The 16,697-nt window shown below is 71.3% G+C and carries 14 protein-coding genes; 8 read left to right on the forward strand and 6 right to left on the reverse strand.

Features of this window, described 5'->3' with window-relative positions:
* Positions 1-7: 7 nt before the first annotated feature.
* Entirely contained in the window at positions 8-595 is a 588-nt protein-coding gene (locus BM004_RS01910; RefSeq protein ID WP_093210952.1) for a helix-turn-helix domain-containing protein, read from the forward strand.
* A gap of 41 nt (positions 596-636) precedes the next feature.
* The gene (locus BM004_RS01915) at positions 637-1,173 is read left to right on the forward strand and encodes a GNAT family N-acetyltransferase (RefSeq protein WP_093211955.1); all 537 of its coding nucleotides are present in this window, start codon (positions 637-639) and stop codon (positions 1,171-1,173) included.
* A gap of 40 nt (positions 1,174-1,213) precedes the next feature.
* Here the strand turns inward: BM004_RS01915 and BM004_RS01920 are convergent, their stop codons facing one another.
* The 3 genes from BM004_RS01920 to BM004_RS01930 all read right to left on the reverse strand — a co-directional run bounded on the left by BM004_RS01920 (position 1,214) and on the right by BM004_RS01930 (position 4,123).
* Entirely contained in the window at positions 1,214-1,861 is a 648-nt protein-coding gene (locus BM004_RS01920; RefSeq protein WP_218152665.1) for a CPBP family intramembrane glutamic endopeptidase, read from the reverse strand.
* 115 nt (positions 1,862-1,976) lie between these two features.
* Positions 1,977-3,134: an NADH:flavin oxidoreductase/NADH oxidase gene (locus BM004_RS01925; protein WP_093210954.1), complete on the reverse strand. Its 1,158-nt coding sequence runs from the start codon at positions 3,132-3,134 to the stop codon at positions 1,977-1,979.
* Complete coding sequence (locus BM004_RS01930; RefSeq protein ID WP_256219753.1) at positions 3,131-4,123, reverse strand: DMT family transporter; 993 nt, start codon at positions 4,121-4,123, stop codon at positions 3,131-3,133. Before BM004_RS01930 ends, BM004_RS01925 begins: the two co-directional genes overlap by 4 nt.
* Positions 4,124-4,273: 150 nt before the next feature.
* Here BM004_RS01930 and BM004_RS01935 point away from each other — a divergent pair, with 150 nt between their 5' ends.
* The 5 genes from BM004_RS01935 (at position 4,274) to BM004_RS01955 (ending at position 13,127) form a co-directional block, all read left to right on the forward strand.
* Positions 4,274-5,152 carry a LysR family transcriptional regulator gene (locus BM004_RS01935; RefSeq protein WP_093125705.1) on the forward strand — a complete coding sequence of 293 codons (879 nt, stop codon included), beginning with the start codon at positions 4,274-4,276 and terminating at the stop codon, positions 5,150-5,152.
* A 145-nt stretch (positions 5,153-5,297) separates the two neighbouring features.
* Entirely contained in the window at positions 5,298-6,116 is an 819-nt protein-coding gene (locus tag BM004_RS01940; protein WP_093210956.1) for a HoxN/HupN/NixA family nickel/cobalt transporter, read from the forward strand.
* Positions 6,117-6,190: 74 nt separating this feature from the next.
* Entirely contained in the window at positions 6,191-11,023 is a 4,833-nt protein-coding gene (locus BM004_RS01945; protein WP_093210958.1) for a CapA family protein, read from the forward strand.
* A complete protein-coding gene (locus tag BM004_RS01950) occupies positions 11,020-11,961 on the forward strand; it encodes an alpha/beta hydrolase family protein (RefSeq protein WP_256219754.1) in 942 nt (313 codons plus the stop codon). The genes BM004_RS01945 and BM004_RS01950 overlap by 4 nt, the downstream gene beginning before the upstream one ends.
* 86 nt (positions 11,962-12,047) lie before the next feature.
* On the forward strand, positions 12,048-13,127 hold the full coding sequence (locus tag BM004_RS01955; RefSeq protein ID WP_093210960.1) for an aldose epimerase family protein: 1,080 nt from the start codon (positions 12,048-12,050) through the stop codon (positions 13,125-13,127).
* On the opposite strand, the gene BM004_RS01960 is transcribed toward BM004_RS01955, so the two are convergent.
* Both BM004_RS01960 and BM004_RS01965 read right to left on the reverse strand, forming a co-directional pair.
* Positions 13,111-14,097: an AraC family transcriptional regulator gene (locus BM004_RS01960; RefSeq protein ID WP_093210962.1), complete on the reverse strand. Its 987-nt coding sequence runs from the start codon at positions 14,095-14,097 to the stop codon at positions 13,111-13,113. The genes BM004_RS01955 and BM004_RS01960 overlap by 17 nt on opposite strands.
* 118 nt (positions 14,098-14,215) lie before the next feature.
* Entirely contained in the window at positions 14,216-15,181 is a 966-nt protein-coding gene (locus tag BM004_RS01965; RefSeq protein ID WP_093210964.1) for an SMP-30/gluconolactonase/LRE family protein, read from the reverse strand.
* A 160-nt stretch (positions 15,182-15,341) separates the two neighbouring features.
* Between BM004_RS01965 and BM004_RS01970 the strand changes: the two genes are divergently transcribed.
* Positions 15,342-16,115, forward strand: coding sequence for an SDR family NAD(P)-dependent oxidoreductase (locus tag BM004_RS01970; protein WP_093125690.1), 774 nt, complete (start codon positions 15,342-15,344; stop codon positions 16,113-16,115).
* 30 nt (positions 16,116-16,145) lie between these two features.
* On the opposite strand, the gene BM004_RS01975 is transcribed toward BM004_RS01970, so the two are convergent.
* The gene (locus tag BM004_RS01975; protein ID WP_093210966.1) at positions 16,146-16,652 is read right to left on the reverse strand and encodes a DUF4274 domain-containing protein; all 507 of its coding nucleotides are present in this window, start codon (positions 16,650-16,652) and stop codon (positions 16,146-16,148) included.
* Positions 16,653-16,697: the final 45 nt, after the last annotated feature.

The raw sequence follows: 16,697 nt of genomic DNA on the forward strand, positions 1-16,697 counted from the left end.
ATCCAATATGAAAGAAGAAACACCCACCTCCCTGAACGACCGCATCGCGCAACGCGTGCGCGACCTGCGTGCCGATCGCGGTCTCTCGCTCGACGTGCTGGCCGCGCACTGCGGCGTCAGCCGCTCGATGATCTCGCTGATCGAGCGCGGCGAGAGCAGCCCGACCGCCGTGCTGCTCGAAAAGCTCGCGACCGGCCTGGGCGTGTCGCTCGCCTCGCTGTTCGACGAACCCGCGCCCGCCGCCGACCCCGTGGCCCGCGCGGCCGACCAGCTGCAGTGGCGCGACCCGCACTCCGGCTACCTGCGAAGAAACGTGTCGCCCGGCGGCTTCGAGTCGCCGATCCAGATCGTCGAGGTGCTGTTCCCGCCCAAGGCCCGCGTGGCCTACGAGACGGCGGCGCGCGAGCCCGCCATTCACCAGCAGGTGTGGGTGCTCGAGGGCGTCATCGACATCACGCTGGGCGAAGAGCAGCACCGCCTGGAGACCGGCGACTGCCTCGCGATGGTGCTCGACCGGCCCATGAGTTACCACAACCCCTCGCGCAAACCCACGCGCTACGCCGTCGTGATCGCGACGCTGCCTTTGCGGAAATGAACGACATGACCACCACCTCCACCACCTCCACCACCTCCACCATGACCACCATCTCCGACGATGCCCCACGCATACGCCTTCTTCGTACCGTGACCGATGCGGAGATCGAAGGCCTCGCCCAGGTGCTGGCCGACTGCGTCGAGGGTGGCGCTTCGGTGAGCTTCATGCATCCGCTGGCCGCGGAGCGTGCGATCGCCTTCTGGCGCCACGTGGCCGAGGGCGCGGCGAGCGGTGAGCGCGCATTGCTCGTGGCCGAGGACGCCGAAGGCATCGTGGGCACCGTGCAGGTGGTGCTGGCCCAGCCCGAGAACCAGCCGCACCGCGCCGAAGTCGCCAAGATGCTCGTGCACCGCCGCGCGCGGCGCCGTGGCATCGGCGCGCTGCTGATGCAGGCGGCCGAAGCGGCCGCGCGCGAACACGGCAAGACGCTGCTGGTGCTCGACACCTCGAGCGCGGAGGCCGAACGGCTCTATGCGCGCGTGGGCTGGACGCGCGTGGGCAGCATTCCCGGCTTCGCGCTGCTGCCGCACGGAGAGCCGTGCGCCACCACCTTCTTCTATCGGGAGCTGGCGCCCTGAGTGGCCGGTGACGCGCTCGGGCCCGGCGACCCGTGCGCGTTCAGAGAAACGGAATCGTGTCCGCGAGCATGTGCGCGAACACCACGGGCCAGAGCCAGCCGGTGCGAAGGTAGAACGCGCCGAACACCAGCCCGATCACCGCCACGGACAGCGCGCCGTGCGGCCCCTGGTACAGGTGGTACAGCACCCGCACCAGCAGGCTCAGCCCCAGCGCGAACGAAGCGCCGCAGTGGCGAAATCCCTTCTGCAGGTAGCCCAGCAGAAAGACCTCTTCGTACAGCCCGTTGACCACCGACATCGCAACGACCACCGCCAGCGAGGGGCGGGCCGCTTCCATCATGCGGTTGATCGGTTGCGCCGCGTCGGCCGCGAACGGCGACAGCGCGACAGCGCTGGCCAGGATGCATGCGATGTACAGCAACGCACCCACGCCGCAGCCCCGCCATGACGACGACGGCAGCAGGTCGCGCATCGCATGGCCGCGGCTGCGCAGGATCAGCAGGGCGATCGGCCCCACGAACAGTTCGAAGCCCACGAGGCCGATCAGCGACGCGTCGCTGATCGTGCCGTTCCTGAAGCCCGCGCTGACCGACCACAGCGAGCCGGCGATGAACCAGCCGAAGCACAGGGCCACCATGCCCAGGGCTTCCAGCGGCGTGGCGTTCGGGGCGGCGGTGGGTGGTTTCATGCGCGTGGGAAGGAGTTCGGGACATGCGCGCATCCCGGCAGGCATGCGGCGCCGGCCGGGATGTTAAGGGCAATGTCCGCAGGCGGGGCGGCGCGCGCGGCGCCGCGCCCCGGGGTCAGCGCGCGCCGAAGCTCGCGTTCTCGAACAGGTCCTTGAACTCGCGCGGCTGCGAGCGCCAGTACTGCTCGGGCGCGTTCACGTGCGCGCCCAGTTCGGCCGCGGCATGCCACGGCCAGCGCGGGTCGTAGAGCATCGCGCGGGCCAGCGACACCGCGTCGGCCTGCCCGTCGGCAACGATGGCTTCGGCATGCCGCGGCTCGGTGATGAGGCCCACCGCGATGGTCGGCAGGCCGACCTCGGCCTTCACGCGCTCCGCGAACGGCACCTGGTAGCCCGCGCCCAGCGTGATCGCCTGCTGCGGCGACACGCCGCCGCTGGACACATGAATCGCCGCGCAGCCGCGCGCCTTGAGCGCCTGCGAGAACGCCACGGTGCCGTCGAGGTCCCAGCCGCCCGGCACCCAGTCGCTGGCCGACACGCGCACCCACACGGGCCGGTCGGCCGGGAACTCGGCGCGCACCGCGTCGAACACCTCGAGCGGAAAACGCATGCGGTTCTCCAGGCTGCCGCCGCAGGCGTCGGTGCGGTGGTTGGCAATGGGCGACAGGAACTGGTGCAGCAGGTAGCCGTGCGCCGCGTGGATCTCCAGGCCGTCCAGGCCCAGCCGCGCCGCGCGCCGGGCCGCCGCCACGAAGGCGTCGCGCACACGGGCCAGGCCTGCCGCGTCGAGCGCGATCGGCACGTCTTCGCCGGGTGCGTGCGGCACGGCCGAGGGCGCGTACGCCTTCCAGCCGGTGGGCTCGTCGGGGCGGATCTGCTTGCCGCCCTGCCACGGCGCGCGGCTCGACGCCTTGCGCCCCGCATGGCCGAGCTGCATCGCAATCTTGATCGGCGAATGCGCCCGCATCGCCTGCAGCACGCGCGCCAGGCCTTGCTCGTTCTCGTCGGAATACAGGCCCAGGTCGCCGGGCGAGATGCGGCCCTCGGCCTCCACCGCCGTCGCCTCGATGATCAGCAAGCCCGCGCCCGACAGCGCCAGGTGGCCGAGGTGGATCATGTGCCAGTCGCCCGGCGTGCCCTCGGTGGCGGAGTACTGGCACATCGGCGCGATCACGATGCGGTTGTCGATGCGCAGCCCGCCGATCTGCAGCGGCTCGAACAGGCGGGGCCTGGGCCTGGGCTCGGAAGAAGACAGGCCGGTGTCGTTGCTCATGAGGGGGTCGCTCCGCAGGTGCTGTAGTTGCGCGGATTCTGCGGGGTCCGCGCGATCCTTGCCGCGGGCGATGCGTTGGCCTTTCGGTTCAGGGCGGTATGGATCAGCAGCGCCGCCACCACCATCGCCATGCCCGCCGCTTCGTTCGCCGTGGGCATCCTGCCCAGCGCCGCGCTCATCAGCAAGGCCGACACCGGCACGAAGTTCAAAAACGCCGTGCCCGTGACCGCGCCGAGCGCGCGCACGCCGTAGTTGAAGGCCAGCACCGAGATGGCCGAAGGCACCACGCCCACGAAGAGCAGCGCCTGCCACGACAGCCGCAGGCCCTCCAGGCTGGGCGCCGCCGACCAGCCGAGCCAGGTGGCGCCGACGGCCGCGGCCAGCAGCACCGGCCACGAGGCCAGCACCGTGAGCGCGGTGTACTCGATCACGTCGAGCTCCGGAAAGCGCGTGGTGCCCCGCGTGTACCAGACCCAGCCCAGCGTGCCGGCGAAGGCGATGGCGTCGCCGAACAGCGTGGAGCCGGCCGAGGTGCCATGGCCGAACAGCAAGCCCGAGACGGTCGCCACGCCCAGCAGCGCCAGCGCCGTGGTGAGCAGCGCGGCACGCGAGGGGCGCACGCCGTCGAGCGCCCAGCGCACCAGCTGCGTGGTCATGGGCGTGGTGGCGATGATCACCGCGCCGTGCGAGGGCACCGAGTGCGCCAGGCCGACCAGCAGCATCACGCTGAACACGCCGAAGCCGGCGGCGCCGCGCAACGCCAGCGGTCCCGCATGCCGGCGCAGCTTGCGCCAGGGCGCCGCGCCGCGCGGCAGCACCAGCAGCACGAACAGCAGCGCCGACAGGCTGTAGCGGATCAGCGTGAACCACACGGGTTCGACATGGTGGAGCACGCCCTTGCTCACGAGGAACAGGGAGCCCCACCCGGAGGTGGCGAGCAGCAGCGCGGCAATGCCGGGCAGGCGATGGCGAGGGGACATGGGAAGCATGGAGAAACCTCTGGGAATGGGGTGGACGGGCCGGTCGATCGATGCCCCAAGAATCGGGGTTGGCGCCCCCGAATGCCATTCGCTTCTTTGGACGGGGGTCTCCAAAAAAGCGAACAGACCGCCATGCCCCGCAAGCCCACAATCCGTGCCATGGAGCTCTACCAACTCAAGACCTTCGTGGCCATCGCCCGCGAAGGCAGCCTGACCCGCGCCGCCGAGCGCGTGTTCACCAGCGCGCCCGCGGTCAGCGCGCAGCTCAAGGCGCTGGAAGACGAGCTGGGCGTGAAGCTGTTCGAGCGCACGCCGCGCGGCATGTCGCTCACCGAAGCCGGCGTCAGCCTGCTCGAGGAGGCCGAACGCACGCTCGACTCGGCCACGCGCATGCGCTCGGCCGCCGAGCAGCTGCGCGGCGCGGCGCAGGGCGTGGTGCGCTTCGGCACCGTGGTCGACCCGGTCGCGCTGCGGCTGGGCGAGGTGCTGGTGGCGCTGGCCGAGCGCCATCCGCAGGTCACGCTGCAGCTCAGGCAGGGGCTGTCTTTCGAGACGCTCGCGGCCGTGCAGCGCGGCGAGCTCGATTGCGCCTACGTGCTCAGCGACAGCCCGCAGATCGACGGGCTGGAGATGGTCCGGCTGAGCCCGGTGGACCTGGTCGTGACGCTGCCGCTGGCGGTGGCGCAGGCGCAGCCCGACCTGTCGATCGAGCAGCTCACCGAGATGCCGTGGGTCGGCACGCCGCCCTCGTGCATCCTGCGCGTGCACCTGGACAAGCTGTTCGCCGGCGCCGGCCGCGAGTACCGCCAGGGCCGCACCGCCGACGGCGAGAGCGCCATCCGCAGCATGGTCGCGAGCGGCATGGGCGCGGGCCTGCTGCGCAGCGACTACGCGGAGCAGGGCGAGCGCAACGGCGAGCTGGCGATCTGGAAAGGGTGGCGCTCGCACACCTGGCTGTGCTGGGTGGCGCCGGCGGGCGGCAAGAAGCCCGTGGCGGTCGAGGCCGTGCGCAGCGCGGTGATGGAGGCGTGGGCCTGAGCGCGCGCGGATTCGTGCCGCGCAAGACTGACCGGAAGCTGATCTGAAGCCGGTCCCAAGCCGATCTGGAACCGATCTGGAACCGACCGGCACCGGCCGTTGCCGCGCGGTACGATCCCCGCCGCTTCTCCACGCCCCGCTCTTCATGACCGCTGAAATCGCGCCCCTGCCTGGCCTCCTGCTGATGTTCGTGCTCGGGCTGCGGCACGGCCTGGACCCCGATCACATCGCCTGCATCGACGGCCTCACATGGCGCGCGCTGTCGCACAGGCACCGCCACGCGGGCTGGGTGGGCACGCTGTTCGCGGTCGGCCACGGCCTGCTGGTGACGGCCATCGCGGTGGTGGTGAGCCGCCTCACGCTGCACATCGATCCGCCGGCCGTGGTGGTGCAGGTCTTCGAGTGGATTCCCACCGCGCTGCTGTTGCTGGTGGGCACGCTCAACCTGCGGCTGCTGCTGAGCCGCAACGAGGCCTACGCGCCCATGGGCTGGAAGATGAGCCTGATCCCCAGCGGCCTGCGCACGCGGTCGAGCGCGTGGGCCATCGTGGTCATCGGCGTGCTGTTCGCCACCGTGTTCGACACCGCCACGCAGGCCGCGGCCTGGGGCTACGTGGCGAGCAACCGCGACGGCGGCGCCTGGGCGGCGCTGGCGGCGGGCCTCGCCTTCACCGGCGGCATGGTCATCACCGACACGCTCGACGGCCGCCTCGTGTGCCGCATCAGCCGCAGCGCCGAAGGGCCCGAGGCCGGGCGCAAGGCGCGGCGCATCCTGGGCTGGCTGATCGTCTTCATCTCGTACGCCGTGGCCGCCTACAACCTGGCCAAGGCATGGTTCCCGCAGGTCGAGCTCAGCGACATCGCGTTCTCGTGGGCCGGCTTCGCGCTGGTGGCCGTGATGCTCGCGCTGTGGAGCTGGATCGTCCGCGCCCGGGCACGCGCCCGCGCCGGCCACCGCCACTGAGATTCCGGCGGGCTGAAAACCCTGGGTTTCGGGGGTGGCACGGGCACGTGCTCGCTGTCATCATTCGCCGCTGAATGAACCAAGACCCCACCCAAGGCTCCACGCCCCTCGTCGATCTCCTGCGCCGCGCCAGGCAAGCGCTGTCGGATCCCTCGGGCGCATGGCGGGGCGCACGGAAGGATGAGTCGCCGGCCACGGCCGAAGCCGGGTACGTGGTGCTGATCGCCGTCGGCGAAGACGGCAGCCGGGCGCGGGTGGTCTCGGGCCGCGGCACCGACATCGAGGCCGCATGGCAGGCCGCCGCGAAGGCGGCCGATGCGCAGGTCCGCCGCGCCGCCCGGCCGCCGCAGCGCCTGCGCGCCGAGGTGGTCGACCAGGTGACGCCCATGACCTGGGGCGCGCTGAAAGCGAAGTTGGCGCAAACCAAGCGCAACTACTTCAACCTGGGCATCGCGCTCGACGCGCAGTTCGAGCTTGCGCTGCTCGCGCAGGAAATGCACGGCAGCGCCATCCTCTACAACGGCGACGTCGACCATGCCGAGCCCAACACCGGCAACCTGCGCCTGCACGGCAAGCGCCGCTTCGGCCGCGAGATCGACTTTCCGTCGGACGACGGCACGCCCGTGTGGTGCTTCACCACGCGCGCCGTGTACGCCGATGCCAAGGGCGCGTGGCCGATCGAGGCCGAAGGGCAGGCGGCGGGCTTTCGCGCGCTGCACGACTGGAACGCGCCGCAGGTGCACGCGATGGTCGAAGACGCCAGCGCCTACCTCGCCGCGCAGGTCAAGCCCACGGGCGAGTTCGCGTACGGCTGGTTCCCGTGCTTCGACCGCGCCATTCCCACCTACAACACGCTGCGCCATGCGAGCTCGACTTACGCGATGCTCGAGGCCTGGGAGGTCACGCGCGGCGGCAGCGCCGCCGACGCGACAGACGACAAGCTCAAGGCCGCCATCGACCGCTCGCTGGCCTTCCTGACCGGCACGCTGATCCGCCCCGCCCACCTGCCCGACGGCACGCGCGCGGCCTACCTGCTGGACGTCGGCAACGAGGTCAAGCTCGGCGGCAACGCCGTGTGCCTGCTGGCGCTGGTGAAGTACACCGAGCTCACGGGCGACCGCCGGCACCTGCCGCTCATGGAGCAGCTGGCGCTGGGCATCCGCCACATGCAGGACCCGCAGACCGGCAGCTTCGTGCACGTGCTCAACGCGCCGGCGCTCGACGTGAAGGCGAAGTTCCGCGTCATCTACTACGACGGCGAGGCCGCCTTCGGCCTGATGCGGCTGTACGGCCTCACGCGCGACGCGCGCTGGCTCGCGATCGTCGAGAAGGCCTTCGAGCACTTCATTGCCGCGGAGCACTGGCGCGCGCACGACCACTGGCTGAGCTACTGCGTGAACGAGCTCACGCGCTACCGGCCCGAAACGCGCTACTACCAGTTCGGCCTGCGCAACGTGGCGGGCTACCTCGACTTCGTGCTCGAGCGCATCACCACCTTCCCCACGCTGCTCGAGCTGATGATGGCCGCGCGCGAGATGGTGCTGCGGCTGGAGGCCGACCCCGCGCTGCGGCCGCTGCTGGCCGGGCTCGACCGCGCCAAGTTTGATCGCGCGCTGGCGTACCGCGCGCGCTACCTCGCCAACGGCCACTTCTGGCCCGAGCTGGCGATGTTCTTCCGCAACCCCGCGCGCATCGCCGGTTCGTTCTTCATCAAGCACCACAGCTTTCGCGTGCGCATCGACGACGTGGAGCATTACCTCTCGGGGTATGTGGCCTACCACCGGATGCTGAAGGAAGGCGAGGCACAGCGCGCCGCCACCGCGCCGGTGGCGGCCCCTGCAAGCCCGATGGCCGCCACCGGCGTGGTGGCCTGGGGCGGCGACGTGAACCTGGCGCGCCGCCAGCACTACCGCCTGCACGAGCTGGGCGGTGCGCACCGGATGCTTGGCGACATTCCCGCGCTGCGCGAGGCCGACCTGCGCATCGTCAACCTCGAATGCGTGGTGGCGACCGCGGGCGAGCAGGGCGTGGACAAGGACGAGACCGCGCCGTACTACTACCGCGCGCGGCCCGAGATGCTCGCGGTGCTCACCGAGGCCGGCATCGGCATGGTGGCCACCGCCAACAACCACAGCGGCGACTACGGACCCGAGGCGCTCGTGGAGCAGCAGGGCCTGCTCGACGCCGCGGGCATCGCCCATGCCGGCACCGGCCCCACGCTGGAGGCCGCGCTGCGCCCCGCGTTGCGCCGCGCGGGCGGCGTGCGCGTGGCGCTGTTCTCGCTCGACGCCACGCAGCCGCGCTTCGCTGCGAGCGTCGAGCGCCCGGGTGCCGCCTGGCTGCCGCTGGACGACCCCGGCGCCTGGACCGCCACGCTGGCGCCGCGCATCGAGGCCGCGCGCCGCGAGGCCGACGTGGTGCTGGTGGCGGTGCACTGGGGCGACAACCTCGAGACGGTGCCTTCGAAGGCCGAGATCGCGGTCGGCCACGCGCTTGTCGATGCAGGCGCCGACGCGGTGCTCGGCACCTCGGCGCACGTGCTGCAGGGCATCGAGGTCTACCGCGGCCGGCCGATCCTGCACGACGCGGGCGACCTGCTGTTCGACTCCGTGCGCGACGACCTGGGCGACGGCGGCGTGTTCTCGCTCACGCTGGGATTGCGCGGCGTCGAGGAGGTGGTGTTCACACCCATCGGCGTCGGCTTCGGGTTCTCGCGGCAGCGCGAGGGCGACGAGGCCAGCGCGCTCTGCGAACGCTTCGCCGCGCAGTGCCGTGCGCTCGGCACCGAGATGACGTTGCTGCCGAACGGGCGTTGCGCGGTGCGCCTCTCACCGCCCGAACTGCAGCCCGGGCGCCTCGCCGTCCGCGCGGACGACACGCCGCCGGCGTTGCCCCCGGCCCCCGTCATCGGCCCGGCGCCGGTGCCGCGCCCCGAATGGACGGTCGACGCGGTGCCCGACGATGCACGCATCACGCCGCTGCAACTGGGCCCGCTGCGGCTCCTGGGCCTGCGCTGCGCGCCCCGGCAGATCGCCGGACGGCGGCTGCTGTGGGTCGAGTCCTTCTGGAGCGCCGACGCACCGGTGACGCAGGACCTGCGCATCCAGTTCCGCGCGCTGCCGATGCGCAGCACCCGCATGCCCGCGTGGGGCACGGGCATGGACCACGACCCCTGCGACTGGATGTGGCCCACCAGCCGCTGGGAGCCGGGGCGCATCTACCGCGACCGCTACGGCCTGCGTCCGCCGCGCGCCAGCCTGATGAGCAGCGACGTGCTGCAGCTCGAAGTGCGCCTGCGCACCGGTTCGCCCGGCATGGCCGAGCCGCCGCCGCGCCGCCTGGCGCTGTGGTGCGGGCTGCGCGTGCCGGCGCTGCCCACGCCGCTGCCGCAGCGCGGCGCGCCCACCCTCGCGGCCGACCGGCCCGGCGCGGGCGCAAGCCCCGAGCCGGCCTGGACCGCCGCGCAACTGCAGCAGGCCACGGGCGGGCAGTGGCTGGTCGCGCCACCGCCCGGCTGGCTCGCCAATTCAGTGGTGCGCGGCCCGGTGCAGATGGGCCTGCTGCCCAGGCCCGCGCTGTTCATCGCCTCGGACTTCCCCACGCTGGCCGCGCATGAGAACTACAGCAAGCCGCGCCCGGACCGATGGGACAGCCACCGCGAGTTGCCCGCGCTGCATGGCGCGCTGGCCGGTGCGGTCGTCGCGCACCCGGTCGACGGGCTCGACCCGGCGTTCCCGCTGCTGCAGGTGGCCGACCCGATCGCCGCCCTGATCGCCATGGGCGCCGCCGCGCGCGAGCGCTACCGGGGCTTCGTGGTGGGCGTGACCGGCACGGTCGGCAAGTCGTCCACCATCGCCATGCTGCGCGACCTGTTGCCCGAGCGCGCGCGCGTGCACACCACCGTCGGCAACTACAACTCGCGCGTGGGCGTGCCGGCCACCCTGGCCGGCCTGGCGCCCGACACCGACGTGTGCATCCTCGAGATGGCGCAAAGCGGCCTGTGGATGGACCGTGGCCCCATCTCGCTGATGGCGCGGCCGCACGTGGCCGTCATCACCGAGATCGGCCTGTCGCAGACCCGCCAGGCGTCCACGCTGGCGCTCACGGCCGAGTACAAGTCGCGCATCTTCCTGGGGCTGGAGCCCGGCGGCGTGGCCATCGTGCCCGATCACATGGCCTGCCTGCGGCAGGTGGTGGACGCCGCGGCCTGCACCGCGGGCGCCATCTGGGTGGTGGGCACCGGGCCGGACGCCAACGTGCGCGTGCTCGACACCCGGCCCGAGCCCGGTGGCGGTTGCCGCGTGCGTATCGCCGTGCCGGGGCGCACGCACGAGTACATCTTCCCGGTGGACAGCGCGGGGCTGGTGCGCAATTCGGCGCTGGCCTTCGCCGCGCTGATGGCCATGGGCTTCGACGCCGAAGCCGCCTGCGCGCGCATGCCGCAGGTGCGGCTGCCCGCCTCCGTGATGCAGGTGCGCGCGCTGCGCACCCGGGCCGGCGTGCAGGCCACGCTGATCGACGACAGCTGGAACGCCGAGGTCATGTCGATGCGCAACGCCATGGAGTTCGTGCGCACCTACCAGCGCGCGCCGCACGGGCCGGTGGTGCGCAAGATCGGCGTGCTGGGGCGCATCGTCAACCTCGACAACGAGGCCGAGGCCATGCACCGCGGCCTGGCCGCGCCGGTGCTCGCGTCGGGCATCGAGCACCTGGTGACGCACGGCGAGGAAATGCGCTGGCTGCGCGAGGAAATGCCGGCCGGCCTGCTCGGCCCGCACTTCGACGACGCCACGCAGCTTGCGGGCTACCTCGGCGGCATCCTGCGCGACGGCGACCTGGTGCTGGTGAAGGGCGACCGCGACCGGTCGGACTTCGGCCACATCCCCGGCCTGCTGGAGCAGCTGTGAGCGCATCGGCCTTCTTCCTGCGGCACGCGCGCTGCGCCCTCGTGGTGCTGGCGCTGGTGCAAACGGCGTGCGCGCAACGCACCGGCCCCGACGTGCCGCGGCCCTTCGCCGCCAGCAACGACGAGGTGCTGCACTGGAACCAGCCGGCCGACCGCGCGAGTTGCCCCGACCGCCGCGGCTACCTCTGGGTGCAGCCCGCCGAAGGCCCGGCCTGCATCCGCTACTTCGCGAGCAACGACATCGACGGCGCGCGCGTGGCCATCGTGCAGTTCTCGGGCGACCGCGACAGCGTGATGAACCAGGCGCCCACGCGCATCTCCGGCAACACGGAGGCCCTTCGCACGCTCGACGCGCAACGCAGCCGCGATCGCGCGGGCGTGCCGTGGATCTTCATGGCGCGGCCCGGCACCTACGGCTCTTCGGGCGATCACCGCAGGCGGCGCGAGCCGGTGGAGTTCCATGCGCTCGACGCCGCGCTCGACGCGCTGATGCAGCGCCACCGGCTGCAGCGCATCGTGATCCTCGGCCACAGCGGCGGCGCCACCGCGGGCGCCGCGCTGCTGACCATGGGGCGCACGCGCATCGCCTGCGCGGTGCTGACCTCGGGCGCCTACGGCCTGCTGGAGCGTGCGCGCCTGCTGGGCCAGTCGAAGGGCGGGCGCACCGACACCACGGGCAGCACGCAGTTCTACGACCCGCTGGACCACGTGCCGGGCATCGTGCGCGACCCGGCGCGGCGCATCGTGCTGATCGGCAGCCGCGAAGACCGCAACACGCCCTTCGCGCTGCAGGAGCGCTTCGGCGACGCGGTGGCCAAGGCCGGCCACCGCATCGAGGTGCAGACGCACGCGGCGGAGCCGCCGCTGTACCACGACCTCACCGACGGCATCGGTCTGCGCACCGCGTCGCAGTGCGCGCGCGAGGCGGCGCCGCAGTAGGGCGGCAAGGAACGCGGAGCACGCGACATCGACGCAGCGACGCAGCGACAAGAGCAACCACAACAGACCCTGGAGACAGCCCACGCATGAGCAGCAGCACCATCACCGCGCGCGAATACGGCCACATGCCCGACGGCCGGCCCGTGACCGAATACACCCTCGACAACGGCCGCGGCCTGAGCCTGAGCGCCATCAACCTGGGCGGCATCGTCACCGCGCTGCGCGTGCCCGACCGCCACGGGCGCAGCGCGAACGTGGTGCTGGGCCTGCCCTCGCTGGCCGAGTACCTGAAGCCGCATCCGCACTTCGGCACCGTCGTCGGGCGCTATGCGAACCGCGTCGCGGGCGGGCGCTTCACGCTCGACGGCACGGCGCACCAGCTGGGCCTGAACAACGGCGTGAACTCGCTGCACGGCGGCGCCACGGGCTTCGGCAAGCGCTACTGGGACATGGCGCCGCTGCCGGCGCAGGAGAACGGCGGCGACGTTGCCATCGAGCTGCGCTACACCAGCGCCGACGGCGAGGAGGGCTACCCCGGCGAAGTGCAGCTCGCGCTGCGCTACACGCTGCCCGCGGACACCGACACCTGGCGCATCGACTACAGCGCCACCACCGACCGGCCCACGGTGCTCAACCTGAGCCACCACGACTACTTCAACCTGGCCGGCGGCGGCTCGGTGCTCGACCACCGGCTGACGATTGCGGCGAGCCGCTACTGCCCGGTCGACGCCACGCTGATTCCGCTCGGGCTGGCCGACGTGGCCGCCACGCCCTTCGACTTCCGCACGCCGACGCGCATCGGCGAGCGCATCCGCGAAGGGCACGAGCAGCTGCTGCGCGCGCACGGCTACGACCACAACTGGGTGCTCGACCGCGGCGACGCGCCCCACGGCCTCGCGCTTGCGGCGCGCCTGGAGCACGACGCCTCGGGCCGCGTGATGGAGGTGCACACCAGCCAGCCGGGCGTGCAGTTCTATTCGGGCAATTTCCTCGACGGCAGCCTGTTCGGCAGCGAGGGCGCCAGCCTGCGCCAGGGCGACGGGCTGTGCCTGGAAACGCAGCACTTCCCCGATTCACCGAACCAGCCGGGCTTTCCGTCGACCGTGCTGCGGCCCGGCGAGCGCTTCCACAGCGCGACCGAGCACCGCTTCAGCGTGCGTGGGTGACGCCGGCGTGCATCGTGGCGCCACGGGGCCTGCGGTAGGCGGTGTCGCTGCGGTACTCGCCGGGCGTCACGCCCTTGAGGCGGCGAAAGTGCCGGTTGAAGTTCGACACGTTGTTGAACCCGACCAGGTAGCAGATGCTGGCGATCTGCTCGCGCCCGTCGCGCAGCATGCGGCATGCCTCGGTGATGCGCGCGCGCGTCACGAACTCGGTGAAGGTATGGCCCGTGGCGCGGCGGAAGAAGCGCGAGAACGCGCCCTTGCTCATGCCCGCGTGGCTGCTGACGCTTTCCAGCGAGAGCTCCTGCGCGCAGTGCGCGTGGATGTGCGCGAGCACCTTCTCGATCTTGCGCGGCGAGCCGGCGTGGTGCAGCGCGGTGTCGGTCGACGACAGCGCGCGGCATGACGGCCAGTGCGCCAGGTCGTTCAGCAGCCGCGCGAACTCCGCGAAGCGCGCGAGTCCCGATTCGGCCTGCACGCGGTGCATGCGCCGGCGGATGTCGTCGCTGGCGCCGAGAAACTCGACGCCGTGCCGCGCGCGGCCCAGGAACGCCATCGCGTCCAGCAGCTCGGGGAACAGCTGCGTCGCCTCGCGCAGCGTGTCTTCCTTGAACTGGATCGCGAGGCTGCGCACGGCCACGCCGCCCTCGGGCGCATCGGTGGACACCAGGTTGTGCGGCACGCGCGGCCCGATGAGCACCAGGAAGCCCGGCGCGAAGCCCGCGATGTCGTCGCCGATGTAGGCCTTGCCGTGCGTTGCCACGACCAGGTGCAGTTCGTGGTCGTCGTGGTAGTGCCAGCGCTCGTGCGGCGAGGGCGATCCGTGGGCCACGCAGCGCACCAGGTTCGCATGCGCGCACGCCGGCCCGGGCTCCGGGCCGCGCAGCGTGTCGTCTTCGTATTCGGCGCTGCGCGGGCTGGGCGGCTGCGGCGGCTGCGTTCGGGAGGGTGTGGGGGTCTGTCGCTGGAACATCGGCGGATCGGATTATTCCAAGAAAGAAAACGTTTGCGCAAACGTTTGCTCATCAGGTTTTACCCTGATCCGACGCAACGCCGAGGGCCGGTCGGCCCTCGCTGCGAGACCGAAGCGCTCAGCCCGCGAACAGCGCCGCCGGCACGCCCGGGCTGCCGATGCGGACCTTGAAGAGCCCGCCCGCCAGCGGCTCGGCGGCTTCCTGCTCGGGCGTGAGGCCGTTGCGCGCGGTCGTGATGTACAGCGTGCACAGGTCGGCGTCGCCGAAGGCGCAGTCGGTGACATGGCTCGCGGGCAGCGCGATGCGGCACAGCTCCACCGCGCTCAGCGGGTCGTGGCAGGTGACGCAGGCGCCGCCCCAGTGCGCGATCCACAGCCGGCCGGCCGCGTCGGTGGTCATGCCGTCGGGCAGCCCGTCGGGCTTGGGAAAGCGGTGCCACACGCGGCGGTTCGACACGCTGCCCGCGTCCATGTCGAAGTCGTAGGCGTAGAGGCGGTTGAGCACCGTGTTGTTGAAGTACATGGTGCGGCCGTCGCCCGACCACGTCGGCCCGTTGGTCACCTCGAAGCCGTCGTCGTGCCTGGTGCAGCGGCCGTCGGTGTCGTAGCGGTACAGCGCGCCGGTGGGCGCCTTGCAGTCGAAGTCCATGCTGCCGGCCCAGAAGCGGCCGCGGCTGTCGCACTTGCCGTCGTTGAAGCGGTTGCCGGTGCGCTCGGGTTCGGGCTGGTGCAGGTAGCGCGGCTGGGCGCCGTCGCCCGGCGCGGTGGTGTCGAACAGCGCGAAGCCGCGGCGCAGCGTGATGAACAGGCCCGGCTCGGTGGCGCGCTCGGCGATGGCGGTGATCTCTTCGTCGAAGGTCCAGGTCCGCTGCGCGCCGGTGGCGGGGTCGTAGCGGAACAGGCGCGGCGTGAGGATGTCGATCCAGTAGAGCGCCTGTTCGCGCTGCGACCACAGCGTGCCTTCGCCGAGGTTGGCGCCGGCGGGCCAGATGCATTCGAGCGCGCCCACGACCGCGGGCGCCGCGAGCGAAGGAGCGGGAGTGAGAGGCAGAGGGGGAGGGGTGTTTGTCTCTGGGTTGTTCATGGCTTGGTTTCCTTCTTGTGGCGTTCTTCTCGTCATGTCTCCTTGACGCGCCGGATCGTATCAAGGCATATTGATAACGGAAATTAAAAATATCGGCATCGATAGATATGCAATTTGCAATGTCAGTTGTCCAGCCTTTTCGCCAATCCGGAGACATTTCTTGAATTCCCCCCAGCTTTCCATCCATCCCAGCCTGAAGGGCCGCACGGTGTTCGTCACCGGCGGCGGCAGCGGTATCGGCGCGGCCATCGTCGCGGCGTTCGCGGCGCAGGGCGCGCGCGTGGCCTTCGTCGACATCGCCGGCGAAGCCAGCGCGGCGCTCGCGCAGCAGATCACCGGGGCCGGCCACGCCGCGCCGTGGTGGCGCGCCTGCGACGTGCGCGACATCGGCGCGCTGCAGAAGGCCATTGCCGACGCCGCCGCCGAGCTCGGCGACTTCGCGGTGCTGGTCAACAACGTGGCCAGCGACGACCGCCACACGCTCGAGTCGGTCACGCCCGACTACTACGACAACCGCATGGCCATCAACGAGCGGCCCGCGCTGTTCGCGATCCAGTCGGTGGTGCCGGGCATGAAGCGGCTGGGCTTCGGCTCGGTGGTCAACCTGGGCTCCACGGGCTGGCAGACCAAGGGTTCGGGCTACCCCTGCTACGCGATCGCCAAGTCGTCGGTGAACGGCCTCACGCGCGGGCTGGCGGTCGACCTGGGCCGCGACCGCATCCGCATCAACACCGTGTCGCCCGGCTGGGTGATGACCGAGCGGCAGGTGAAGCTGTGGCTGGACGACGAGGGCGAGAAGTCGCTCAAGCGCAACCAGTGCCTGCCCGACAAGCTGATGCCCGAAGACATCGCGCGCATGGTGCTGTTCCTTGCGTCGGACGACGCGAAGATGTGCACCGCGCAGGAGTTCACGGTGGACGCCGGCTGGACCTGAGCGCCACACCCGCCATTCGCCCGGCGGCACTCATGCGTCGTCGAACAGCGCCTCGATCTTCTCGGCCACCTCGAACGGAATGCCGTCGTCGTACTGCTCGGGGTCGAGGTCGACCGGCTCCGTGCCCACTTCTTCGAGCATGAGCACGGGCACGGGGCGCAGTTTGGGCAGGTCGGGGTAGTCGCCCGGGCCGCCGCCTTCGGAGTGCTCCGGCGCGAACCAGATGCGGCTCGCGGCATAGAAGCCCTCGGCATAGCGCTGCTCGATGAGCTTGAGCACCTCGAAGTCTTCCTGCTGGTAGTCCTCGATGTCTTCCTCCGAGGCGTACTGCACGTACCAGGCCGCGCCCAGGTACCAGTAGATCAGCAGCGCGGTGCCGCGGTCGAGCTTCGGGTTGTCGACCAGCCAGCGCAGCATGGGCAGGTTGTCGTCGTAGTTGGAGCGCGCGGCATACACGTGCCATTGCTCGGGCGTGGCGCTTTCCAGGTAGGACAGCACCAGCTCGTGAATGGCCTGGTCGCGTTCTTCGTCGGTCATCGGTCGGTCCTCGGGTGTGGGTGGGTGGAGCGCCGATTTATACGT

It is taken from the genome of Variovorax sp. OK212 (genome assembly GCF_900112425.1).
Taxonomy (GTDB): domain Bacteria; phylum Pseudomonadota; class Gammaproteobacteria; order Burkholderiales; family Burkholderiaceae_C; genus Variovorax.

Excerpts from the sequence above, each read along its gene's own strand:
- BM004_RS01965 (WP_093210964.1), bottom strand. The coding sequence starts at position 15,181 with ATGAACAACCCAGAGACAAACACCCCTCCCCCTCTGCCTCTCACTCCC.
- BM004_RS01935 (WP_093125705.1), top strand. The coding sequence starts at position 4,274 with ATGGAGCTCTACCAACTCAAGACCTTCGTGGCCATCGCCCGCGAAGGC.
- BM004_RS01930 (WP_256219753.1), bottom strand. The coding sequence starts at position 4,123 with ATGCTTCCCATGTCCCCTCGCCATCGCCTGCCCGGCATTGCCGCGCTG.
- BM004_RS01915 (WP_093211955.1), top strand. The coding sequence starts at position 637 with ATGACCACCATCTCCGACGATGCCCCACGCATACGCCTTCTTCGTACC.
- BM004_RS01910 (WP_093210952.1), top strand. The coding sequence starts at position 8 with ATGAAAGAAGAAACACCCACCTCCCTGAACGACCGCATCGCGCAACGC.
- BM004_RS01925 (WP_093210954.1), bottom strand. The coding sequence starts at position 3,134 with ATGAGCAACGACACCGGCCTGTCTTCTTCCGAGCCCAGGCCCAGGCCC.
- BM004_RS01955 (WP_093210960.1), top strand. The coding sequence starts at position 12,048 with ATGAGCAGCAGCACCATCACCGCGCGCGAATACGGCCACATGCCCGAC.
- BM004_RS01920 (WP_218152665.1), bottom strand. The coding sequence starts at position 1,861 with ATGAAACCACCCACCGCCGCCCCGAACGCCACGCCGCTGGAAGCCCTG.
- BM004_RS01940 (WP_093210956.1), top strand. The coding sequence starts at position 5,298 with ATGACCGCTGAAATCGCGCCCCTGCCTGGCCTCCTGCTGATGTTCGTG.
- BM004_RS01975 (WP_093210966.1), bottom strand. The coding sequence starts at position 16,652 with ATGACCGACGAAGAACGCGACCAGGCCATTCACGAGCTGGTGCTGTCC.
- BM004_RS01960 (WP_093210962.1), bottom strand. The coding sequence starts at position 14,097 with ATGTTCCAGCGACAGACCCCCACACCCTCCCGAACGCAGCCGCCGCAG.
- BM004_RS01945 (WP_093210958.1), top strand. The coding sequence starts at position 6,191 with ATGAACCAAGACCCCACCCAAGGCTCCACGCCCCTCGTCGATCTCCTG.